Below are 21416 nucleotides of genomic sequence, written 5' to 3'. Positions count from 1 at the left end.
CGTTTAAAAGAGGCCGCCACCTTGGCAGCCCCTTCCCACACTCTATATCACGCAGTTAAAACAGACAGATAGCAGCTTAGCACTGAGCGATAGCATTCAGCACCCGTTTATCGGAGACCGGATAGGGGGTTCCCAGATTCTGGGCAAAAAACGATACCCGCAGCTCCTCGATCATCCAGCGAATATTGGCCACCTCGGTGGGAATAAGCTGGGATTTGGGGATCTTGGCGAGCAGCGCCTTGTACTCCGACTCCACGCTGTGCACTTTGAGCATGTAGACCCGATCCCGGTTGGGATCGATAGCCAGCTTCTCCAGGCGACGCTCGATGGCCCGCAGGTAACGCAGCAAGTCAGGCAACCGCTGCCAGCCGGTCTCGGTGACAAAGCCCTTGTGGATGAGGTTGCCGAGCTGCTGCTGGATATCGGACATGGCAAAGGCGGTATCAAGCTGCATCTTGCCCTTGAGCCGCTTCTTGATCTCATGGGAGAGCGTCAGCACGGCTTCCACCTGCTTGGCCACCTCCACTACCGCATCATTGAGCTCGGCGCGGACAAACTCCTTGAGCGCCTCGAAACCGGCCTCGTCCCAGGCCAGCCCGCCATGCTGCTCGATCAGCTTGTCGCAGCCGCAGGCGATGCAGTCGTCAATCAGCTCCGCCACCTTGCCAAACGGGTTGAAATAGAGCCCGAGCTTGGCCTTGTTGGGCAGCTTCTCCTGTAGATACTTGATGGGAGATGGCACGTTGAGCAGCACCAGCCGGCGCTGGCCCGCCCACATCAGCTGCTGCTGCACCAACGGGCTCTCCACCAGCTGAATAGCAACCGAGTCCTTCTCGTCCACCAACGCCGGATAGGCCTTCACCTCGAAGCCGCTCCGCTTCTGGCTGTACTCCTGGGGCAGCTCTCCAAAGCTCCACAGGGTGAGGCCGGACTGCTCGATATCATCGTCCGCCACTTGTGACAGGGTCTCCTGCACCTTGCCGCGCAGGGACTCTTTAAGTGCCTCCAGATCTTTCCCTTCGGCCACCTTCTTGTGTTTGTCGTCCACCACCCGGAAGGTGAGTTTCAGGTGATCGGGCACCGAATTCCAGTCCCAGGATTCGCGGGGCACGGTCACGCCGGTCATCCGGCGAAGTTGGCGCTCCATCTCGTCCAGCAGCGGCCCCTGCTCGGGGTTGAGGCTGGCGAGCAGCGCATCGGCGTAGTTCGGCGCCGGCACAAAGTTTTTGCGCATCGGCTTGGGCATCGACTTGATCAGGGCGACCAGCAGCTCATGACGCAACCCCGGGATCAGCCATTCAAACCCCTTCACCTCCACCTGATTCAAGAGCGGCAGCGGAATATGCAAGGTCACGCCATCGGCTGCCTCTCCCGGCTCGAACTGATAGGTCAGTTTGAGTTTGAGGCGTCCCTGCTGCCAGAAGTTGGGGTAGTCGAGATCACTGATGTGAGCGGCATCCCCCTTCATCAGCATCTCTTTTTCGAAGTTGAGCAGCTCGGGATCCTGCTTTTGCACCTCTTTCCACCACTTGTCGAAGTGGCGGGCGGAGATCACCTCCTCCGGCAAACGGGCATCGTAGAAGCGGAACAAGTCCTCGTCATCCACCAGGATGTCGCGCCGACGGGATTTGTGCTCCAGCGCCTCCACCTCGGCCAGGAGCTTGCGATTGTCGCTGAAGAAGCGGTGACGGGTCTCGAAATCCCCCTCCACCAAGGCGCGGCGTATAAACAGCTCGCGGCACAGCGCCGGATCGATACGGCTGAAGTTGATGGTGCGCTCATTGACCAGCGTCAGGCCATAGAGGGTCACCTTCTCCTTGGCCATTACGGCGCCGTTTTTCTTCGACCAGTGAGGGTCGCTGTGGTGCAGCTTGATGAGGTGGCCTGCCAGCGGCTCCACCCATTCGGGTTCAATCTTGGCATTGATGCGGGCGTAGAGGCGCGAGGTTTCAACCAATTCTGCGGCCATCACCCACTTGGGCGGCTTCTTGAACAGGCCCGAGGCCGGGAAGAGGTGGAAGCGGCCATTGCGAGCACCAAGGAACTCGGGCTTTTCCAGATCCTTGTTGCCGATGTGGCTCAAGAGGCCGGTCAACAGCGCGCAGTGCACCGTCTTGAAATCCGCCGGCTCCTGGTTGGCTTTAAAACCCAGCTCCTTGACCGTCTGACGCAGCTGGAAGTGGATGTCCTGCCATTCGCGTACCCGCAGGTAGGAGAGAAACTCCTTCTGGCACATGCGGCGGAATGGATTGCTGCCAAGGGCATCCTGCTGCTCTTTCAGGTAGTTCCACAGATTGACGAAGGCGAGGAAGTCGGAATCCTTGTCCTCAAAGCGCCTGTGCTGTTCGTCGGCGGCCTGCTTCTTCTCCATGGGCCGCTCGCGGGGATCCTGAATGCTGAGGGCCGCAGTGATCACCATCACCTCGCTCAAGCAGCCGGTCTGCGCTGCGCTGATCACCATCTTCGCCAGACGCGGATCAAGGGGGATGCGCGAGAGCTGGCGACCGGTTTCGGTCAGCTGCAGTTTGGCCTCACGATCGCCGGTGGCGGGAAGCTCGCGCACCGCCTCCAGCTCTTTCAAGAGAGTCAGGCCATCCTTGATATGGCGGGATTCTGGCGGCTCGACGAAGGGGAACGCCTCCATATTGCCAAGGCCGAGCGCCAGCATCTGCAGGATGACGGAGGCCAGATTGGTACGCAGGATCTCGGGATCGGTAAAGGCGGGACGGCCGTTGAAATCCTCCTCGGAGTAGAGGCGGATACAGATACCATCCGCCACCCGACCGCAGCGCCCTTTACGCTGGTTGGCACTGGCCTGGGAGACCGGCTCGATGGGCAGGCGCTGCACCTTGGTACGCCAGGAGTAACGACTGATGCGGGCGGTGCCCGGGTCAATGACGTAGCGAATGCCCGGCACCGTCAGCGAGGTCTCCGCCACGTTGGTGGCGAGCACGATACGCCGCCCGGCATGTTGCTGGAACACCTTGTTCTGCTCGGCGTTGGAGAGACGGGCGTAGAGCGGCAACACCTCGGTATCGCGCAGATTGAGCTTGCGCAAGGCATCGGCGGTATCGCGGATCTCCCGCTCGCCGTTCATGAAGATGAGGATGTCCCCCAGCCCTTCGCGAGCCAGCTCTTCCACCGCATCGAAGATCCCCTGCAGTTCGTCGCGCTCTTCCAGCCCTTCGCTCTTGTCACTGCTTTTTTTATCAACAAATAGCGGACGGTAGCGCACCTCCACCGGATAAGTGCGGCCGGAGACCTCGATCACCGGCGCCTTGTTGAAATGGCGGGAGAAACGTTGCGGGTCGATGGTGGCCGAGGTGATGATCACCTTGAGATCGGGGCGCCTTGGCAGCAGTTGCTTGAGATAGCCCAGGATGAAGTCGATATTGAGGCTGCGCTCGTGGGCCTCATCGATGATGATGGTGTCGTACTGGGTGAGCATCCGGTCGTTCTGGATCTCCGCCAGCAGAATACCGTCGGTCATCAGCTTGATGTGGGTCTGCTCGCTCACCTGATCGGTAAAGCGCACCTTGTAACCCACGTAGTGGCCAAGCTCGGACTCCATCTCCTCGGCAATACGGGCCGCCACGGTGCGGGCTGCCAAACGGCGTGGCTGGGTGTGGCCGATAAAGCCCTTCACTCCGCGCCCGAGCGCCAGACAGATCTTGGGGATCTGGGTGGTTTTGCCCGAGCCGGTTTCCCCTGCAATGATCACCACTTGATGCTCTTGAATGGCCTTGGCGATCTCCGCCTGCTTCTGGCTGACCGGCAGGTTGTCCGGATAGGTGACCTTGGGCACTCCGGCCAGACGGGTTTGATAGCGCGCTTGCGCGGCATCCAGATCGGCAGCGATGGTCTCCAGCACGGCAGCCTGTTTGCCTTCAGGCAGCTTCTTGACCCCGTGCAGACGGCTGGAAAGGCGGCGGGCGTCGAGATTCATGCAGGCAGAGAGACGGCGGCGCAGCGCCTCGATAGAGAGAGACAAGGTACGAATTCCTTAAATAGGTGCCCAGAGGGGCCATATCGATTAGCTGCGAGCGATCCTAAAGAGCGAGCGGGAACGGTGCAAGCCTTAACGTAGCGTTATATATGGGAAGACAGAGAGATTGGCCGATCCTCAAACATGACAAAACAACCATTGTAAGATGGCATAACATGAATAAATCGCAGAATATGAAATAGCCAAGGCAAGCCGAAGCTTGCCTTGGGAGAGAGGAAAACAGGGTTAACCGTGGGTGTGATGGACAAAACAGGTAGTGAGCTGGGCGTGAATGGCCTGCATGACGTTGTGGCGATTGATGACACCGAGCAGGCGTCCATCCTCCACCACCGGATAGATCTTCGGCTTTTGTCCCATCATCATCTCCGCCAGGCTCAAAATGCTGGTTTCGGGTCCCACCGACAACACCTCCTTGCGCATCACATCCTTGACCTGTGCCACCTGTTCGCAGTGATAGGCCTCCTTAAGCAGCACTGCGATGCAATCCTGCTCGGAGATCCAGCCAATCAGATGGCCCTGACCATCCACCACCGGGCCACCGAGCTGATGACTGTTCAAAAATTTCTCGACCGCAGCTTGCACCATCATGTCGGCAGTGAAGGTGATGGGTCTGCTCTGCATATAATCCTTGGCTTTTAGCGATTCCATATCTGCTCCCCTACGGTAGTCCATCAAGCTGGCGTCTTGTGCGCCGGTACCGGCACCATGCTCGGCTTGTTCCAAGCATAGCTGGCTCGCGGCGGTATGAGTCAGCGGCCAGCCTCTCCCTCAATTGATGGCATGATCCGGCTCGTGATCCGGAATGGCTGCCATCATCATCTGCGGCAGGTGATCGGCCAGCACCGCCACCACAGCGGGATCGACCCGCCCCTGATCCGCCAGTTGCTGCATAAAGGTCAATGCGTCACGGGCAGGCAGGCCGCGGCGATAAGGTCTGTCCTGCACCATTGCCTGAAAAATATCGGCAACCCGCAGGATCCGCGCTTCGAGCGCCATGGCGGATGCCGGCAGGTGGAACGGATAGCCCTCCCCGTCCGGCTCCTCATGGTGATAGGCCGCCCAACAGGCAATCTCTTCAAACCCTTCGATATGGCGCAAGATCTGGTAAGTCTCGAAGCTATGGGTATTGATGATTGCCCGCTCCTCTTTCGTCAGGCTGGCAGGCTTGTCGAGGATCTCGTCCGGCACCCTGAGCTTGCCCAGATCATGCAGCAAACCGGCGATCTCCAGCATGTCACAATGGATGGCACTGACTCCCATCAATTCTGCCAGTGCCCGAGACAACCTGCTCACACCGAGCGAATGCGTCATCGTGAATGGGCTTTTGGCGTCGACAATGCCAGAGAAGATCTGCGCCAGCGTTTTTAGCTCCCCGTTGAAAGTCAGGCAAGGCTCCCGCACCTGCAGCATCTCCAACATGTAATCATTGATGGAGCGAGCCTCCAGCTGCAGCCAGAATGCCTCAGAGCGAGACGCCTTGAGGAAGGCATCCACCAGCTCGGGGGCAAAGAACTCGTCACGGAAATCCTGCAGGCGTGCGCGGATCTCGTTGGTATGCATCAACAATGAACCATCGCCATAGTAGGGCGCCGCCAACGCATCGCAGCGATCCACCAGAAAGATAAGATTGGCCTGACGGGCTACATTGGGGTCCACATCGGCCATCTCGCGCAACAGGTGCCAGTGGGTGTGGTGATAACGGATAGGCAGGGCCAGTGGGGCCAGCAAACGGAAATCCTTGAGCAGCTGATATCCCACCTCGCAGTGGCGCTGGGAGGACTCCCAATCGAACTCGCTGACCAGATGGTGATGGGTGATGGTCGAGGAGACACCGATATCATGCAGCACTCCGAGCTCGAACAGCAGACAGCGCTCAGCCTCACTCATCCCCAGCTCCCGGCTGCACTCGGCAGCCATAATCCCGACCCGTTTACCGTGGGCCACATCGCCAATGCCCACCAGATCCAGCGAGGCTGACAGGGCATACACCACCTGCCTTAGATCCACTTGCAACGAAAAGGGGGCTACGCCCTGCGCTCTGTCCATGATCCGGGTCCCATGCGATGTTGTCGTATCAAACTGACGCTGTTTTATCCTTCGCCTTCTATCAACTTAGTCAATAACCGAGCCTTTTACCTTGTTTTTATAGGCATTTATGACCCTGGCACCTTGAAAAGACAAAGATCACAGCTGGATTTATTTGGCCACTCCCATTCAAGTTATATTTATCCGTTCCAAAATATGCGAGCAGACTTTTTAAATCTCGCGTAGAGATTGTGAGCATTTTTAAAACTCATATCTGAGCGAAACAATCAACACCCCAACTTTACTTAATTATTACTTAATCAGAATTAAAGAGTGCTCGGCTTGCCAGTAAGAATTTTGAATAAAGGCAGACCACAACGCTCATAACAGCTCTCATCCCCTAAATTGATTAGCCGAACTGTGAACTCCATCACCCATTTATTCGCCTTGTCGCCATCGATAGCGGTAGACACCTCCGCCTTCTGGATACAGCTTCCCATGCTTGCTCGCAGCCCACCCGATAGGCTGCGACCGAAGGGTTGGAGAAAAAATAACGGATAACCAGCGGTTATATTCGCTATAAGGCGACAAGGATAAACGGGATTTATAGAGTGAAATTGTTGAAAGCTGATTTTCAAGCTGCGGTTAACACGGGCTATTCAGGTCATATCACTCTTTGCAGGTCATAACGACAGCGATAAAGGGGAATGTGCCCATCCGGGTATTCCATCCCCTCCAACAGCCTGCACGGGATGATATTTCCACCCCGTTAAACGCACGCTGCTTTCATCGCCCATTTTGTGTACCAATTCACATCAGATCAGGAGTGGAGCCAATAATGGCCATTCAAATAAACAAAATAGCCATGAGCCTTGCCTTAATGGCCACCGCTGGTAGTGCCACAGCAGCCGCCAAGCCCAATATTCTTGCCATCATGGGCGATGACATCGGCTACTGGAACATCAGTGCCTACAACCAGGGGATGATGGGCTACCAGACCCCGAACCTGGACAGGATCGCCAATGAAGGGGCCCTCTTTACCGATCACTACGGTCAGCAATCCTGCACCGCCGGCCGCGCCGCCTTCATTACCGGTGAAGAACCATTCCGTACCGGTCTGCTGACCATCGGCATGCCCGGATCTACCCACGGCATTCCGGATTGGGCCCCCACCATTGGTGATCTGCTCAAAGAGCAGGGTTACATGACGGCTCAGTTCGGCAAAAACCATTTGGGCGATCAGAACCAGCACCTACCGACCAAGCACGGCTTCGACGAGTTCTTCGGCAACCTCTATCACCTGAACGCGGAAGAGGAACCGGAAACCTACTACTACCCGAAAGATCCTGAGTTCAAGAAGAAGTTCGGCCCACGCGGCGTCATCAAATCTTCTGCCGACGGCAAGATTGAAGATACCGGCCCCATGACCCGCAAGCGCATGGAGCATGCCGACGAAGAGTTCCTCGAGTCTTCGCTGGCGTTCATGGAGAAAGCTGTCAAGGCCAAGAAGCCCTTCTTCATCTGGCACAACGCCACCCGCATGCACGTCTGGACCCGTCTGCAAGAGAAGTATCAGGGTAAATCCGGCGTCAGCATCTATGCCGATGGCATGCTGGAGCACGATGATCAGGTGGGGATCCTGCTCGACAAACTGGACGAGCTGGGGGTCGCCGACAACACCATCGTGATCTACACCACTGACAACGGCGCCGAGACCGTCAGCTGGCCGGATGGCGGCACCACCCCCTTCTATGGCGAAAAAGGCACCACATGGGAGGGCGGGATGCGGGTTCCGCAACTGGTTCGCTGGCCGGGCGTGATCAAGCCAGGCACCAAGGTCAACGCCATGATGGCCCATCAGGACTGGATGCCGACGCTGTTGGCCGCTGCCGGTGTACCGGATGTGAAAGAGAAGCTGGCCAAGGGCTACAAGGCCAACGGCAAACAGTGGCGGGTGAAACTCGACGGTTACAACTTCATGCCGTACCTCGCCGGAAAAGCCGACACCTCCCCGCGCAACTCCATGCTCTACTTCTCCTCAAACGGCGAACTCAACGCCGTACGCTGGAATGACTTCAAGCTTAACTTTGCCACCATGGAGGGCAACATCACCGACGCGGCGCGTGTGACTCCAAACTGGCCGCAGATCATCAACCTGCGCGCTGATCCGTTCGAGAAGGCACCGCATGAGTCAGGCATGTATCTGCGCTGGATGGCAGACAACATGTGGCTGTTCGTACCTGCACAGGGGATCCTGAAAGAGTTCTTCGACACTCTGCCCAACTATCCGATGCAACAGAGCTTCCAGATGAACCCTGCCAGCATTAGCTCCCAGAGCCTGATGCTCAAGGGCAAACTGGCAGAGCTGGACGCACTCAAACAAAAAGTCGCCACCATCAAGTAAGGCGGTGACTCCAACGCCCATCACTCTCTGGTGGGCGTTTTCAATTTCCAGCCGGGTCGCACCGTGCCGGCTGGAAATTGAAAACCCGTTGGCCCCCTCCTAGCCCTATCTCTGTCTCGTTAAATGTACCCTGTGGAAAACCCTATGAACCCCTTGCAACAACAGATCTCGCAACTCATCGAACAGGTTGGTCACAGTGTGGTCGGCCAGTCCCATGTGATCCGCGCCCTGGTCATCGGCATGCTGACCAATAGCCATGTGCTTCTTGACGGTTTGCCCGGCACCGCCAAGACCCGCTCGATCAAGGCGTTGGCAGAAGCCCTCAATACCAGCTTCGGCCGCATTCAGTTCACCCCCGATCTGCTCCCCTCGGATGTAACCGGCACCGAGATGTATCAGGAGCATGAAGGAGCCCACCAGTTGCGTTTCCAGCCAGGCCCCATCTTCAACAGCATCGTACTGGCCGATGAAGTGAACCGCGCCCCCGCCAAGGTACAAGCGGCGCTGCTGGAGGCGATGGCCGAAGGCACCGTCACCGTCGGTGACAAGAGCCATCGCTTGCCCGAGCTCTTTATGGTGCTGGCCACCCAGAACCCCATCGAGCAGGAGGGTACCTACCCGCTGCCAGAAGCCCAGATGGATCGTTTTGCCCTCAAGGTCTCGGTCGCCTACCCCGATGATGAGGTAGAGCTTGCCATCATTCGGCTGGTGCGGGCCGAAGAGCGCGGTACCCGCCAGCAGAACGAGGGGTTCGCCCCCCTCTCCCCTGAACTCATCTTGCAGGCCAGATCAGAGCTCTCGGCCATGACGGTCTCACCGCTGGTGGAGCACTACATCATTGCGCTGGTCATGGCGACCCGACACCCCGATCGCTACCCGGCCACCGGGCTGCCACAGTGGATTGCGGTCGGCGCCAGCCCCCGCGCATCCATTGCTCTGGACAAGTGCGCCCGCGCCTATGCCTGGCTGCAAGGGCGCAACCACGTGCTGCCCGACGATGTGCGCGCCATGGTGCCCAGCGTGCTTGGTCACCGCTTTACCCTCAGCTATGACGCGCTGGCAGATGGGGTGGATCACCAGCAGGTGGTGATGACTCTGCTCGATCACGTCGTCATCGGGTAAGCGATACCATGACACCTCGCTTCTTATCACATGACAGGCTGACACAGTGCGGGCAACCGCCCAGTGGTGATCCCCGCATCCACTGTGACTACCTGACGCTGGTCCGGCTTCAGGGGCTGGTCGGCCAGTTTTCACTGCTGCCCCGACTAAACAGCTACAACCTGCTGTGCGGCCGTCACCCGTCACGCTTTCGCGGCCGTGGGCTCAACTTTGAAGAGCTGCGCCACTATCAGCAAGGGGATGATATTCGCACCCTGGACTGGAAAGTGACCCTGCGCACCGGCCGCCCCCATGTGCGCAGTTATAGCGAAGAGAAAGATCGTCACGTGATCCTCTGCGTTGATCAGCGCAGTTGCATGTTCTTCTCCTCGGTGGAGGTGATGAAGTCGGTGGTGGCCGCCGAAGTCGCTGCCCTGCTCGGCTGGCAAGTACTCAAAGAGAGCGATCGGGTCGGGCTCGCCATTTTGCACTGCGATGGCGTGGCGTGGCTGCGCGGCCAGCGCTCCCGTGGCCACTGGTTGGCAGGACTGCGCCAGCTATGTGCCGCCAATCATACTCTCTCGGCCACCAGCCGCGACAGCGAGGCGACCGGTCTGGCCCCCCTGCTGGCGATGCTGGGCCGCCTCAAGTTGAAAAATACCACCCTGATCTTTCTCAGCGACTGGGCTGGAGTAACCGAGGCCGACCTGACCCGCCTCGGTTACTTGCAGCAGCACAACGATGTGCTGGCACTGCACATCGCCGATCCCCTCGAGTCGACCCTGTCGACCACAGCCGCAAACGCCAGCTGGGTAGTCGGCGATGGCCAGTACCAGCTCAATATTGCTCCCCACCAGATCCCTGTGCTGGATCAGGGGCTAGCCCGCCAGCAGCAGCTGAAAAAAGATCAACTGCTGCGACTGATGGCCCTCAAGGGATTGCCGCTTATCACCCTCGACACCGGTGGCCACCACCTCGCCCGCCTCATTACCGCATTGGGAGGAGATCACTGATGAACCACAAGCTGCCCGGCACCTATATGCTGCGCGAATTGCAGGACGTGACCGTACCACCCACCATCAGCTGGCAACCGCAAACCGCAGGCTGGCTGCTGCTGGCGCTGAGCCTGGGGGCGCTGGCGCTGCTCTGGCTCTATCACCGGGCACAGCGCTGGTGGCAACAGCGTTACCGCCGTGAAGCGCAGGCGGCCCTGCGCACGATCAACTGGTCTGATGCCGGGGCCAGTCTGGCGCTGTTTCACCTGATCAAGCAGGTGTTGACCCACCTAGATCCCCGGCACGGCAAGCTGTTTGGCATGGCTTTGCTGCAGACCCTCGACAATGCCATGGCTGATAGGCAGCCCCGTTTCGCGACCGAACTGGGGGAGCGCTGGCTGGTATCGCTGGTCTGTGATCAGGTGGTGTTAAGCGTCAGTGATCAGCTTTGCCTCGTTTCCCTCTGCAACGACTGGCTTGCCCACCACCAGACTCCAATACAAACAGCCTCGTTGGCGACGGAGGCCCATCATGCTTGATGCCGGTCTCGAGTTTGCCCACCCCCACTGTTTCTGGTTGCTGCCCCTGCCGTTGCTGGTGTTTCGCCTTATTCCGGCCTATCGCACCCGGCAGAGTGCCATCAAGGTGCCCTTCTTCGACCTACTGATCGACCTGCTGGATGAACCGCCGCGTGAGGGGGCAACCCAGCTGACTGCCAGCTGGTGGCAACGGATCGCCCTGATCACCGTTTGGCTACTGGTGGTGGTGGCGCTGGCCAAGCCCACTATCTATGGCCCGCCTCAGGTGCGCGAGCGGTTCGGGCGGGATGTGATGATAGTGCTGGATCTCTCCGGCTCCATGGCCGAGACCGACTTCTCCCCCGACCCCGGCATGTCCCTCAGTCGGCTCGACGCCGCCAAAGAGGTGCTTAAACAATTTGCTGCAACGCGCAAAGGAGATCGACTCGGGCTCATCCTGTTTGGGGATGCCGCCTTTCTTCAGGCGCCGTTTACCGCCGATCTAGACACCTGGCAAACCCTGCTGCAGGAGACCGATGTCGCCATGGCTGGCCAGAGCACCCATCTGGGGGATGCCATCGGTCTGGCAATCAAAGTGTTCAACAACAGCGATCGCCATGGGCAACAAGACCAGAACAGCGCCAAGCGGGAGAAAGTCGCCATCATCCTTACCGATGGCAACGACACCGGCAGTTTTGTCAGCCCGCGGGATGCGGCCCGGGTAGCCGCGGTCAACGGCGTGCGGCTACATACTATCGCCATGGGGGATCCGGCCACCGTCGGCGAACAGGCACTCGATCTCGATACCTTGCAACAGTTGGCGACCCTGACCGGCGGCCAGTTGTTTCAGGCTCTTGATGAGGCGCAGCTGACGCGCGCCTATCAGGTGATCGGTGAGCTGGAGCCACAACGCTACGAAAGCACCCGCTTTCAGACTCGCGAAAGCCTGCACCATTACCTCATCGCCGCCAGCGTCGGCCTCTATCTCACCCTCTTTTCCCTCTTGACCCTCAGGCGCTACCGCCTGCGCACTGCTCTCTCAGGAGACACGCCATGATGGATCCTCTCTACTGGCAACAGCTCTGGCTGAATGCCCACTTTCTGCGCCCCTGGTGGCTGCTGGCCTTGCTCCCCCTTGTCGCCATCCTGCTGCTGCGCTGGCGCATGGATGAAGCAAACCGCTGGCAACAGCGGCTGCCGCCCCATCTGCGCGAGGCGTTGACGCTGGGGGACACCGGCTGGAAAAAGAACCTGCCCCTCAAGGTGCTGGGGCTGCTGATGGGGCTCGCCATCCTGATCTGCGCAGGGCCGACCTGGAGCCGTGAACCCTCCCCCTTTGGCGAAGATCAGGGCGCCCTGCTGATCCTGCTCGATAACAGCGACTCCATGCTGGAAACGGATATCGCCCCCAACCGGTTGACGCGGGCCAAACAGAAGATCAGCGATCTGCTGGCGACCCGCGATGGCGGGCGCAACGGGCTGGTGGTCTTTGCCGGCTCGGCCCACACCGCCATGCCGCTGACCCGTGACAATGCCGTCTATGACCCTATCCTCGCCGCCATCCGTCCCGAGATCATGCCTAAAGCGGGCAAGCGCACCGAACAGGTGATCCCGCTGCTCACCGAGCTTCTGGCCGATGAGACAGGCAGCACCGTTTTGCTGGTGAGTGATGGCATCAGCCCCTCCGCCATCGCCCCCTTGGCTGACTATTTCCGTGGTCAATCCCGTCAGCTGCTGATCCTGGCCGCTGGCGACCCGGCCCTGAGTGGCAAACGCCCGCTGGAGCTTGCCTCACTACGGCGACTGGCCAGTGACAGCGATGGCACCCTGCTCACCATGACGGTGGATAATGGCGACGTAGAGCGCATCAACCGGGGGATTGAACGCAACTTTTTGATCCACAACGACTCCCTGATGCCCTGGCGGGACATGGGTTACTACCTGCTCTTTCCGGTCGTCGCCCTGCTGCTCTGGTTTCGCAAAGGCTGGCTGGTGCAGTGGGGTCTGGTGGCAGCCATCGGTCTCTCCCTGTTACAGACGACGCCTGCGCAGGCCACCACCTTCTCGCTGGCGCCCGTAGAGCCGACAGAGCCTGCGATCAATCACTGGGCAAAGGAGCTGAAACAGCAGTGGTTAAACCTCTGGCTCACCCCGGATCAGCAGGGGCAGTGGTACTTCCAGCAAGGTGACTATCTGGAGGCGGCTAAACACTATGAAGATCCCTTCTACAAGGGGGTGGCCTACTACTATGGCGCCGAGTTTGCGCTGGCCCAGTCAGCATTCCTGCAAGCCGACTCCGAACAGGCTCTGCTCTATGCCGGCAATGCCCTCGCCAGACAGCGTGAGTATCTGGCCGCCCGCCGGCTGTTCCGGAAACTGGCTGACGAGGCCAGCGACCCGAGCGTGCGCCAATCAGCCGCCCACAACTATCAGGTGATGAGCGGGATTGTTGACGAGATCAACCGCGCCAGTCAGAGCCAGACCGGCACGCCGGATGGACCTGATCACTCCAGTGAACTGCCCGATGATGAGCCACGCAGTGCCGACGGAGCGGAAGAGACCGTAGCTTCATCCCTGATGGCGCGCGAAACCCTGACCGCAGATCAGATTCTGGCCAATCCGGCGCAGGCCGAAAAGTGGCTGCGCCGGGTGGAGTCAGATCCCGGTGACTTCCTGCAAGCCAAATTCCGCCTCCAGCTACAAGCGCAGCAAAAGGGCGCAACCGCCCGTCCTCGTTCTGCCACCCACAAGGAGCCTACCCATGTGCAACCGGCACAATAAACTCAGCCACTGGCTGTGCAGATATATGGTGACTTCTACCCTGCTCGGGGCCGTGCTGCTCACGGTCGAAGCACAGGCTGCCGAGGCTGCTGATGCGACTGACGCCACTCAGGTAACCCTCAAGAGCTGGTTGAAAGAGCAGGGGGAGGAGAAGCGCCCCTATGCCGTCAACCAACAGATCACCCTCTATCTGGAGCTGGCCACCAACCGCTGGTTTACTGCGGGTACCCGCATCGGCCAGTTCGAGCTGCCGGGGGTCATGGTCAAGCAGCGCAGCGAGCTGGCGACCAACTTCACCCAGCGCCGCGATGGCGAGACCTGGTCGCACCAGCGCTGGGAGCTGACGCTCTATCCCCAGCAATCCGGCCAATTCGAGATCCCCGCCATCACGGTGCGGGCCACCGTGGCGCGCCCTGAAGGGGGCTCCCGGCAGATCACTCTCACCACCCACCCTCAGCGTTTTGCCGCCGCTCTGCCCGACCCAGCCCTGACGGTCGGCGGGCGTTGGCTGAGCGCCAGCAATCTCACCCTGAGCCAGCGTTGGCAGCGCTCTGCGGATGACCATGCTGACGGCGAGCTGCGGGTGGGGGATGCTATCACCCGCACCGTGACCGCCAGCGGGCAGGATACCCTCTCGGTGCTGATCCCGCCGCTGATCACTCCGCTTGCAAGCGATGGGCGGGTACAGGCCTATCCGGCGCAAGCCCGACTGAACGATACCCAGGATCGGGGGGAGTACCTCTCGACACGGGAAGATCAGACTACCTATATGGTGCAGCGCGGTGGTGAGTTGACCCTGCCCGCGCTGGAGCTTGCCTGGTGGAACAGCCAGACAGGCCAGCTGCAGACCCTGACACTCCCTGGGCAGACCCTGCAAGTGCGCCACACTCCCGCCTCCTGGCTGGCGGCCTACTGGCATCGGTTGCTTGGAGTAGCCAGCGGTGTAGCCCTGCTGATACTGGCGCTCCTGGCTATGGCCCGTTACTACCGTCACCACCCTCGCCCGCTCGGCTGGCAATATGGGGCCGCCATCTGGAGCAGACAGTGGGGGGCGGTGCGGGTACTGGCCTATCGCTATCTGCGGGCCAAGAGGGGTTGGCTGGAACTTAGCCGTGTCAGTTCCGATCAGGCTTGGCAGCAACAACAGGCTGTATTCCAGCAAGATCCCCTTGATCGGGCTGATGCGCTCAGGATGGGCTGGCGCCTGCTGGTGCGCCTGCAAAGGCGACGGGGCGCCAGTCTTGGCAACATCCGCTCACGGTTGGGCCACATTGTCGGCTGGCAAGCGGCCCTGCCGGAATTGCCCCCCTGACTGGCAAACCGCCTCAGCGGATCAATCATCCTGCAACGCAAACAGATAAATAAAGTGCGCCACGCAGCAACCAACCCCTGCACTGGTTGTCCCACTTTGCCCACTTCATTACACTGCCAAAGTGGGATACCAGTTGGCTGCCACGCCACCTGACTGGCGTGGCAGGTTCTCCCCTCCGGCTACCCGGCAGTGCCAAGGCAGTGTGATTTTTCCACGAACATGTAACGAGGCCTCTCTTGTTAGACATCAGAAGTACCGAGCTGAACCTGATCCCGATCTTTGTCGCCATCTATGAAGAGCGCAGCCTCTCCCGGGCGGCGACACGCATGGAGATCAGCCAACCCGCCGTCAGCAAGGCCCTCAAGCGACTGCGGGAGATCTACGGTGATCCTCTGTTTAATCGCAAGGTCGTGGGGATGGAGCCTACCTCGTTTGCCATCGACATCTATCCGGCGATGGCGGCTGCGCTGAAAAATTTCAGTTCGACTCTATCTACATCGCGCACGTTCAATCCACGCACTTCCCAGCGAGTTTTCTCCATCGCCTGTGTCAGACTGATCAGCGCCCAACTGGTCCCGGCGCTGCTGTGCAAGATCCGGGCACACGCTCCGGGTATTTCGCTCGAGGTGCATCCCCTCTTTACCGAGGATATGGAGAGTGACCTGCGGATGCAGCGTTATGATCTCATCATCGACATGACCCAGAGCGGGCGCAGCATGCTCAAGAGCGAGGTGCTCTACGGCGAGCAAGTGAAGGTGGTGTGTGCCAGCAACCACCCGCGACTGGGCAGCAACTTGACGGTAGAGGCCTATTTTACCGAGGAGCATGTGGCGTTGGCCCAGTGGCAGGTCAGAGGCAGCATGATCACCGCCGAGCACCTGCCGCAAATGGCCAACCGCAATATCGTGGTGCGGGTGCCAACCGCCATGGAGATGCTGCCCATCATTGCATGCAGCGAGATCATCGGGGTTTTGCCCACCTCCATCATAAATACCTTTGCCGGCATGTATGATGTGCGGGTACTCCCCTTCCCCTTCGAGGAATCAGTATTCAGCCTGTCGGCCATCTGGCATCCCAGCCGGACCACCGAGGCGGGCCACCGCTGGCTGCGCCAGCAGTTGTTCGAAGTGGTCAGCGAGCTGGGGCTGACCACCTCCATCGATCAGCCCTAACGGGCATCTCGCACCAGTCGCAATCCCATGTCTGCCATCATCACCGACTGGCTGGCGAAATCACGCCGGAAATTTTCAGACAATTCAGCCTCATAGGCGTAGCTGCCGCCTCGCACCGACTGATGGGCGAGGTGGCTCTTGCTCTCCTGGGCATTGTTCGGGTTCTCTTGAGGACTGTGGCGATAGAAGGTCTCTTCATAGGCATCAGCCACAAACTCCCCCACATTGCCGGTCATGTCGTATAGCCCCAGCTCGTTGGGCTTTTTCAGCCCCACCGGATAGGCGCGATTCTTGGCGTTGCCGCTGTACCAGGCCACTTCGTCAATCTGATCGGAGCCGCTGTAACGATAGCCTTTACTCAGCTTGCCCCCCTTGGCTGCATACTCCCATTCAGCTTCGGTGGGCAGGCGGTAGTGAGCGCCGGTCAGCTCATTGAGCCTTGTCACAAACAGATTGGCCTGTTGCCAGCTGAGGTTGTTGACCGGTACATCCGGCGCCTGGAAATAGCTGATGGAGGGGCCCATCACCGCCTCGAACAGGGCCTGGGTCACCTCGAATTTTGCCATGTAGAAGCTGTTGAGCGAGACCGTATGCTGCGGCCCTTCGCTCGCTTTGGCGCTAGGGTCGTTGGAGCCCATCTCAAAACGGCCCCCTTCCACCAGCACCATGTCCGCTTCAATCTTCTGTCGCAGCGTATGGAGCGGCTGGTTGCCCTGTTTGACCGAGAGGGTGCAGCCGGCCACCAGCAGGGTGGTCGCCAGCAACGGAATTGCGAATTTGAACGGTATGATCGTCATAACCTGACCTGTGCAGTAAGAGAAGTGGCAGCCATCACTGGCCAGCGGAAACCGGCGGCGTGCTCGTCTTGCTCGCGCGCTTGCTATTGAGCTCGGCCAGCACCTCGGGGGGCGCTATCTTGCCAAGTTCACTCATGCAGGCGTCGCTCTTGGGGTGATCGTGGCGAAGGTAGATATCGCACACCGCATAGAGCTGCTCCGGCGCGCCGGAGATCCGGTAGGCAAGCTCGAACGAGCCGATGGCTTTCTCGAGATCCAGCGGCTCTTGCAGCACCCCGTTGAGATACCAGAAGTAGCTGTTATTGCCAGCGAGCTCCGCCGCCTGTGCCATGGTGACTGCCGCTTCGCTCTTCTGATCGAGGCGCACCTGGGTCAGCGCCTTGGCGTAATGGAGGTTGGCATTCTGCGGCAGCACAAGGATCCCCTTGTTGAGCAAGGCCAGCGCCTCGGCATCCCGTTGCTGGGCCCGCAAGTTGTCAGAGAGACCAAGCCAGATCAGGGGATTATCGGGCTGATTGGCCAGCAGTTGTTCGTAGCTTGCCTGCGCCTTGTCCCACTGCCGGGTCCAGCGATAGAGACCTGCCTGCAACAGCTGCTGCGCAGGGTCCTGCTGCCGGGCGAGATACTCGCTCAACTCCGCCAGCGGCTGGCCAATGGCGCTCAGTTGCCCCTCATTCATGGCGCCATAATCGCGAGCCAGATTGAGGGTAGCGGCGCGGCGAACCTCGGCACTGCTGTCAGCCAGCAGCGGTGAGAGCAGTCGCCAGCGGTGCGCAAACTGATAAGGGTCGGCAGCCACGACCGCAGCTTCTCGCACCAGCGCACTCTCGTCGCGCAGAGTTCTGGCCACCGCCACCAGACTGTTCTGGTTCGGATAAGCCGCCAGCTGGCGCAGGGCATCGGCCCGCTCCACCTCTGGCAGGGAGATATCCTGCGCATTGTAGGCCCACTGCTGGATCTGGGCGTCTGAGGGCGCAGTGACTGCCAGGGATGCGGTGGGTGCCCCATTCGCTGATGGGGTGACCGGCGGCTCAGGGCTGGCTACCGCCAGCGCTGCGCCAGACAGGGTCATGCCAAGGGCCAGCCACAAGGCGCCCATGGTGCCGGAGCGGGTGTGACGGAACTCGCAGCGACTCAACATGCTCTGCATCGCTTATTTCCTCTGACCATGTGTCATGACGCCGTTATTCATCCCCGCATCACGATACTTGCCATGGGCCACAGGGTAACCGGCACGGCGCAGGATATAGGCCATCGACTGATCGATATGGCTGAAAAACTTGTACCAACCGGCACAGAGGTAATTCAGACCTGCCTCCCCTTCGTGGGTGCGAATAAAGCGGTTCTTCGGGCACTCCCCATAGCAGGCAAACTGGTAGTCACACTGCTGGCATTGGCGGGTCAGGCTGCGCGATTTGGCAAAGCCGAACGCTTGCTGGGCGGGCGAATACGCCAGCTCACTGAGCGGCTGATGGTGGATATTGCCGATCTTGTACTTGGGATAGACATAGTGGTCACAGGCAAACACATCGCCGTTGGGCTCCATCGCCAGCCCCTTGCCACAGATCTCCCCCAAGGTACAGAGGGGGTTCTTGCGTCCCATCCAGGTCTCGACACTCGCCTCGAAATATTGCACGAAGACCCGCCCCAGATCCCGCTGCACCCACTCATCGAAAATAGCGATGAGAAAATCCCCCCACCCCTCGGCCGAGACGCACCAGGGCTCGACCACCGAATTTTTGTGCCAGGGATTGAGGCGCTTGTCCCCCTGCTTGAGTTGCTCCTGCGGTTGCCAGGTCTGGGGCGCGGTGGTGCGAAAACTCTTCTGCTCGACGATGGGGATAAACTGCATCTGGGGCGACTTCACCTCATCACGCAGGAAGCGATAAACCTCCAGCGCATTCTTGCTGGTGAGGTTGTTCACGCAAGTCAGGGTGGCAAACTTCACCTTGTATTTGTGCAACAGCGCCACCGCCGCCATCACCTGATTGAAGGTACCGCGCCCGGCTCGGTTGACCCGATAGGCGTTGTGCAGCAACTCGGGGCCATCGATGCTCAGACCGATGAGAAAGTTGTTGGCGGCCAGAAATTCACACCACTCATCGTTGAGCAGGATTCCGTTGGTCTGCAGGTCGTTGGCAATCACCACCCCTTGCGGCTGGTATTTGCGCTGCAACTCGACCACTTTGCGAAAATAGTCGAGCCCGAGCAACGTCGGCTCGCCCCCCTGCCAGGAGAAGATGATCTCGGGGGTATTCTGCCCCTCGATATATTGACGGATATAGGTCTCAAGGGTCTGCTCATCCATCTGGGGCGAACACCCCTTCTTGTATTCCAGCAGATCCTGCTTGCTGAGGTAGTAGCAGTAGGTACAGTCGATGTTACACACGGCCCCGATAGGTTTGACCATCACATGCATCCGCTTGGATGCCTTGCCGTTGAACTGTGGACCCTGAGTAATCACCATAACTGCACCACCTGCAAAATTGCTGTTTTGAGGCCTGCAGTCTAAAGGCTACCGCTGTCACACGCTGGTTATACCCCTTATAACCAGCGGATATGGGACCAGGCTAACATTCTGGTGTCATAAAAAATCATCGCATCCTACGAGATAAATTGGTCGTATAGTCCCGGTGAGCAAGACAGAAGTGCATAAGATATCGGGAACAACCGCCCAATAAACCGCCACCTGCACGGCTCGCCCTTCGTTCTGCCTGCGCTATGGTTTACCATGCAGGCAATTGTGGTGCCTGGCACCGCCCACCCTAGCGCCAGGCGCTACCGTCATCGGATACCTCATCTCGAGCAACATGAGCAAAACAGCACACGCGGGCAACGAGCCAACATTCTATTTCCACGACTACGAAACCTTCGGCATCAGCCCCGCCAAGGACAGGCCGTCGCAGTTTGCCGGTATCCGCACCGATGCGGATTTCAACCTCATTGGCGAGCCGCTGGTCATCTACTGCAAGCCGCCGGCGGACTACCTGCCGGATCCGGAGGCCTGCCTCATTACCGGTATCACACCACAAAAGGCGATGAAGGATGGGCTGTGCGAGGCGGATTTCATTCGCCAGATCCACGAGCAGTTCGCCACCCCGGGCACCTGCGTGCTGGGCTACAACAGCATCCGCTTCGATGATGAAGTGACTCGTTATACCCTCTATCGCAACTTCTATGACCCCTATGCCTACGCTTGGCAGAACGGCAACTCCCGCTGGGATATTCTCGACATGCTGCGAGCCTGCTATGCCCTGCGGCCGGAGGGGATCGAGTGGGCGTTTGACGATGAGGGCAAGCCGAGTTTCAGACTTGAAAAGCTGACGGTCGCCAACGGCGTTGCTCACGCCAATGCCCACGATGCACTCTCCGACGTGCTGGCCACCATCGAGATGGCCAAGCTGGTGAAAAAAGCCCAACCCAAGCTGTTTGGTTATCTCTTTGATCTGCGTAACAAAAACAAGGTGAAGGCGCTGATTGACGTGGTAACCATGAAGCCGCTGGTGCATGTCTCCGGCATGTTCTCCCCCTGGCAGGGTTGTGCAAGCTGGGTCTCGCCACTCGCCTGGCACCCTACCAACCAGAACGCGGTGATCATGGTCGACCTGACCCGTGACCCCACCCCGCTTATCGAGCTCACCAGCGAGGAGATCCGCGAGCGCCTCTATACCAAAAAAGAGGAGCTGGGGGATCTGGCGGGCATTCCGGTGAAACTGGTGCACATCAACAAGTGCCCGGTGCTGGCGCCGGCCGCCACCCTGACGGCGGAACGGGCCGACGAGCTCGGCATCAATCGGGAGCAGTGCCGCAAGAGCCTGGATCTGCTGCGCGCCCACCCCGAGGTGCGGGAAAAACTGGTGGAAGTGTTCAATCAGGAGTTCGCCGGCAGCAATGAGAGCGACCCCGATACCCAGCTCTACGCAGGATTCTTTGGCCATGGCGACAAGTCCACCATGGATCTGGTGCGTGCCACCCCCGCGGATCTGCTGGGTGAGCGGGAGTTCGCCTTTACCGACTCCCGGCTGCCGGAGATGCTGTTCCGCTACCGCGCCCGCAACTGGCCACACACCTTGAGCGAAGCAGAGCAGAAACGCTGGCGCCTGCACTGCAGCGACTACTTCAGCCGTCGTCTGCCGGACTACGTGCCCCGTCTCGAGGCGCTGGCCGAGCAGAACCAGAGTAACGAACGGAACTTTGCGATTCTTAAGAGTCTCTACCACTATCTGGAAGATTTATGAGTTGTGAGTAGTTTCACAATAAATCCTTCCCGCCCGTCCCCTTCTTCAGGCCATAATGACGAAGGGG

The 21416-nt window shown here is 59.4% G+C and carries 15 protein-coding genes; 9 read left to right on the top strand and 6 right to left on the bottom strand.

Annotated features, from left to right (window positions below):
• Nucleotides 1-76: 76 nt before the first annotated feature.
• From hrpA to I6L41_RS05560, 3 genes are all read right to left on the bottom strand, one after another.
• On the bottom strand, nt 77-3991 hold the full coding sequence (gene hrpA / locus I6L41_RS05570; protein WP_216962569.1) for an ATP-dependent RNA helicase HrpA: 3915 nt from the start codon (nt 3989-3991) through the stop codon (nt 77-79).
• Between the two features lie 240 nt (nt 3992-4231).
• Nucleotides 4232-4654, bottom strand: coding sequence for a CBS domain-containing protein (locus tag I6L41_RS05565; protein ID WP_216962566.1), 423 nt, complete (start codon nt 4652-4654; stop codon nt 4232-4234).
• A gap of 120 nt (nt 4655-4774) precedes the next feature.
• The gene (locus I6L41_RS05560) at nt 4775-6052 is read right to left on the bottom strand and encodes an HD-GYP domain-containing protein (protein WP_216962563.1); all 1278 of its coding nucleotides are present in this window, start codon (nt 6050-6052) and stop codon (nt 4775-4777) included.
• Nucleotides 6053-6896: 844 nt separating this feature from the next.
• On the opposite strand from I6L41_RS05560, the gene I6L41_RS05555 reads away from it, so the two are divergent.
• The 8 genes from I6L41_RS05555 to I6L41_RS05520 all read left to right on the top strand — a co-directional run bounded on the left by I6L41_RS05555 (nt 6897) and on the right by I6L41_RS05520 (nt 16314).
• Entirely contained in the window at nt 6897-8435 is a 1539-nt protein-coding gene (locus I6L41_RS05555) for an arylsulfatase (protein ID WP_223849303.1), read from the top strand.
• A gap of 144 nt (nt 8436-8579) precedes the next feature.
• Nucleotides 8580-9557, top strand: coding sequence for a MoxR family ATPase (locus I6L41_RS05550; RefSeq protein WP_216962560.1), 978 nt, complete (start codon nt 8580-8582; stop codon nt 9555-9557).
• An 8-nt stretch (nt 9558-9565) separates the two neighbouring features.
• On the top strand, nt 9566-10549 hold the full coding sequence (locus I6L41_RS05545; RefSeq protein WP_216962558.1) for a DUF58 domain-containing protein: 984 nt from the start codon (nt 9566-9568) through the stop codon (nt 10547-10549).
• Entirely contained in the window at nt 10549-11070 is a 522-nt protein-coding gene (locus I6L41_RS05540; protein WP_042082087.1) for a DUF4381 family protein, read from the top strand. The genes I6L41_RS05545 and I6L41_RS05540 overlap by 1 nt, the downstream gene beginning before the upstream one ends.
• A complete protein-coding gene (locus I6L41_RS05535; RefSeq protein ID WP_216962555.1) occupies nt 11063-12106 on the top strand; it encodes a VWA domain-containing protein in 1044 nt (347 codons plus the stop codon). Before I6L41_RS05540 ends, I6L41_RS05535 begins: the two co-directional genes overlap by 8 nt.
• The gene (locus tag I6L41_RS05530; protein ID WP_216962552.1) at nt 12103-13830 is read left to right on the top strand and encodes a VWA domain-containing protein; all 1728 of its coding nucleotides are present in this window, start codon (nt 12103-12105) and stop codon (nt 13828-13830) included. The genes I6L41_RS05535 and I6L41_RS05530 overlap by 4 nt, the downstream gene beginning before the upstream one ends.
• Nucleotides 13831-13855: 25 nt before the next feature.
• A complete protein-coding gene (locus I6L41_RS05525; RefSeq protein WP_254203402.1) occupies nt 13856-15142 on the top strand; it encodes a BatD family protein in 1287 nt (428 codons plus the stop codon).
• Between the two features lie 236 nt (nt 15143-15378).
• A complete protein-coding gene (locus I6L41_RS05520) occupies nt 15379-16314 on the top strand; it encodes a LysR family transcriptional regulator (protein WP_206874587.1) in 936 nt (311 codons plus the stop codon).
• Here I6L41_RS05520 and I6L41_RS05515 read toward each other — a convergent pair.
• Genes I6L41_RS05515 through I6L41_RS05505 form a run of 3 tightly spaced genes read right to left on the bottom strand, consistent with a single transcriptional unit; the run spans nt 16311 to nt 19578 of the window.
• Nucleotides 16311-17111, bottom strand: coding sequence for an SUMF1/EgtB/PvdO family nonheme iron enzyme (locus I6L41_RS05515; RefSeq protein WP_216962549.1), 801 nt, complete (start codon nt 17109-17111; stop codon nt 16311-16313). The genes I6L41_RS05520 and I6L41_RS05515 overlap by 4 nt on opposite strands.
• Before the next feature lie 34 nt (nt 17112-17145).
• A complete protein-coding gene (locus I6L41_RS05510) occupies nt 17146-18261 on the bottom strand; it encodes a tetratricopeptide repeat protein (protein WP_216962546.1) in 1116 nt (371 codons plus the stop codon).
• A gap of 3 nt (nt 18262-18264) precedes the next feature.
• The gene (locus tag I6L41_RS05505) at nt 18265-19578 is read right to left on the bottom strand and encodes an anaerobic sulfatase maturase (protein ID WP_216962543.1); all 1314 of its coding nucleotides are present in this window, start codon (nt 19576-19578) and stop codon (nt 18265-18267) included.
• A gap of 343 nt (nt 19579-19921) precedes the next feature.
• Here I6L41_RS05505 and sbcB point away from each other — a divergent pair, with 343 nt between their 5' ends.
• Entirely contained in the window at nt 19922-21349 is a 1428-nt protein-coding gene (sbcB, locus tag I6L41_RS05500) for an exodeoxyribonuclease I (protein WP_216962540.1), read from the top strand.
• Nucleotides 21350-21416: the final 67 nt, after the last annotated feature.

It is taken from the genome of Aeromonas sp. FDAARGOS 1411 (genome assembly GCF_019047125.1).
GTDB classification, from domain to species: domain Bacteria; phylum Pseudomonadota; class Gammaproteobacteria; order Enterobacterales; family Aeromonadaceae; genus Aeromonas; species Aeromonas veronii.
Note: the sequence above shows the minus strand (reverse complement) of the source record. Positions and strands in the feature narration are given on the sequence as shown.

Bases quoted from the DNA above. Each gene is read 5' to 3' on its own strand.
- I6L41_RS05560 (WP_216962563.1), bottom strand. From the start codon at position 6,052: ATGGACAGAGCGCAGGGCGTAGCCCCCTTTTCGTTGCAAGTGGATCTA.
- I6L41_RS05530 (WP_216962552.1), top strand. From the start codon at position 12,103: ATGATGGATCCTCTCTACTGGCAACAGCTCTGGCTGAATGCCCACTTT.
- I6L41_RS05540 (WP_042082087.1), top strand. From the start codon at position 10,549: ATGAACCACAAGCTGCCCGGCACCTATATGCTGCGCGAATTGCAGGAC.
- I6L41_RS05525 (WP_254203402.1), top strand. From the start codon at position 13,856: ATGGTGACTTCTACCCTGCTCGGGGCCGTGCTGCTCACGGTCGAAGCA.
- I6L41_RS05510 (WP_216962546.1), bottom strand. From the start codon at position 18,261: ATGCAGAGCATGTTGAGTCGCTGCGAGTTCCGTCACACCCGCTCCGGC.
- I6L41_RS05550 (WP_216962560.1), top strand. From the start codon at position 8,580: ATGAACCCCTTGCAACAACAGATCTCGCAACTCATCGAACAGGTTGGT.
- I6L41_RS05555 (WP_223849303.1), top strand. From the start codon at position 6,897: ATGAGCCTTGCCTTAATGGCCACCGCTGGTAGTGCCACAGCAGCCGCC.
- I6L41_RS05515 (WP_216962549.1), bottom strand. From the start codon at position 17,111: ATGACGATCATACCGTTCAAATTCGCAATTCCGTTGCTGGCGACCACC.
- sbcB (WP_216962540.1), top strand. From the start codon at position 19,922: ATGAGCAAAACAGCACACGCGGGCAACGAGCCAACATTCTATTTCCAC.
- I6L41_RS05545 (WP_216962558.1), top strand. From the start codon at position 9,566: ATGACACCTCGCTTCTTATCACATGACAGGCTGACACAGTGCGGGCAA.
- I6L41_RS05565 (WP_216962566.1), bottom strand. From the start codon at position 4,654: ATGGAATCGCTAAAAGCCAAGGATTATATGCAGAGCAGACCCATCACC.
- I6L41_RS05535 (WP_216962555.1), top strand. From the start codon at position 11,063: ATGCTTGATGCCGGTCTCGAGTTTGCCCACCCCCACTGTTTCTGGTTG.
- I6L41_RS05505 (WP_216962543.1), bottom strand. From the start codon at position 19,578: ATGGTGATTACTCAGGGTCCACAGTTCAACGGCAAGGCATCCAAGCGG.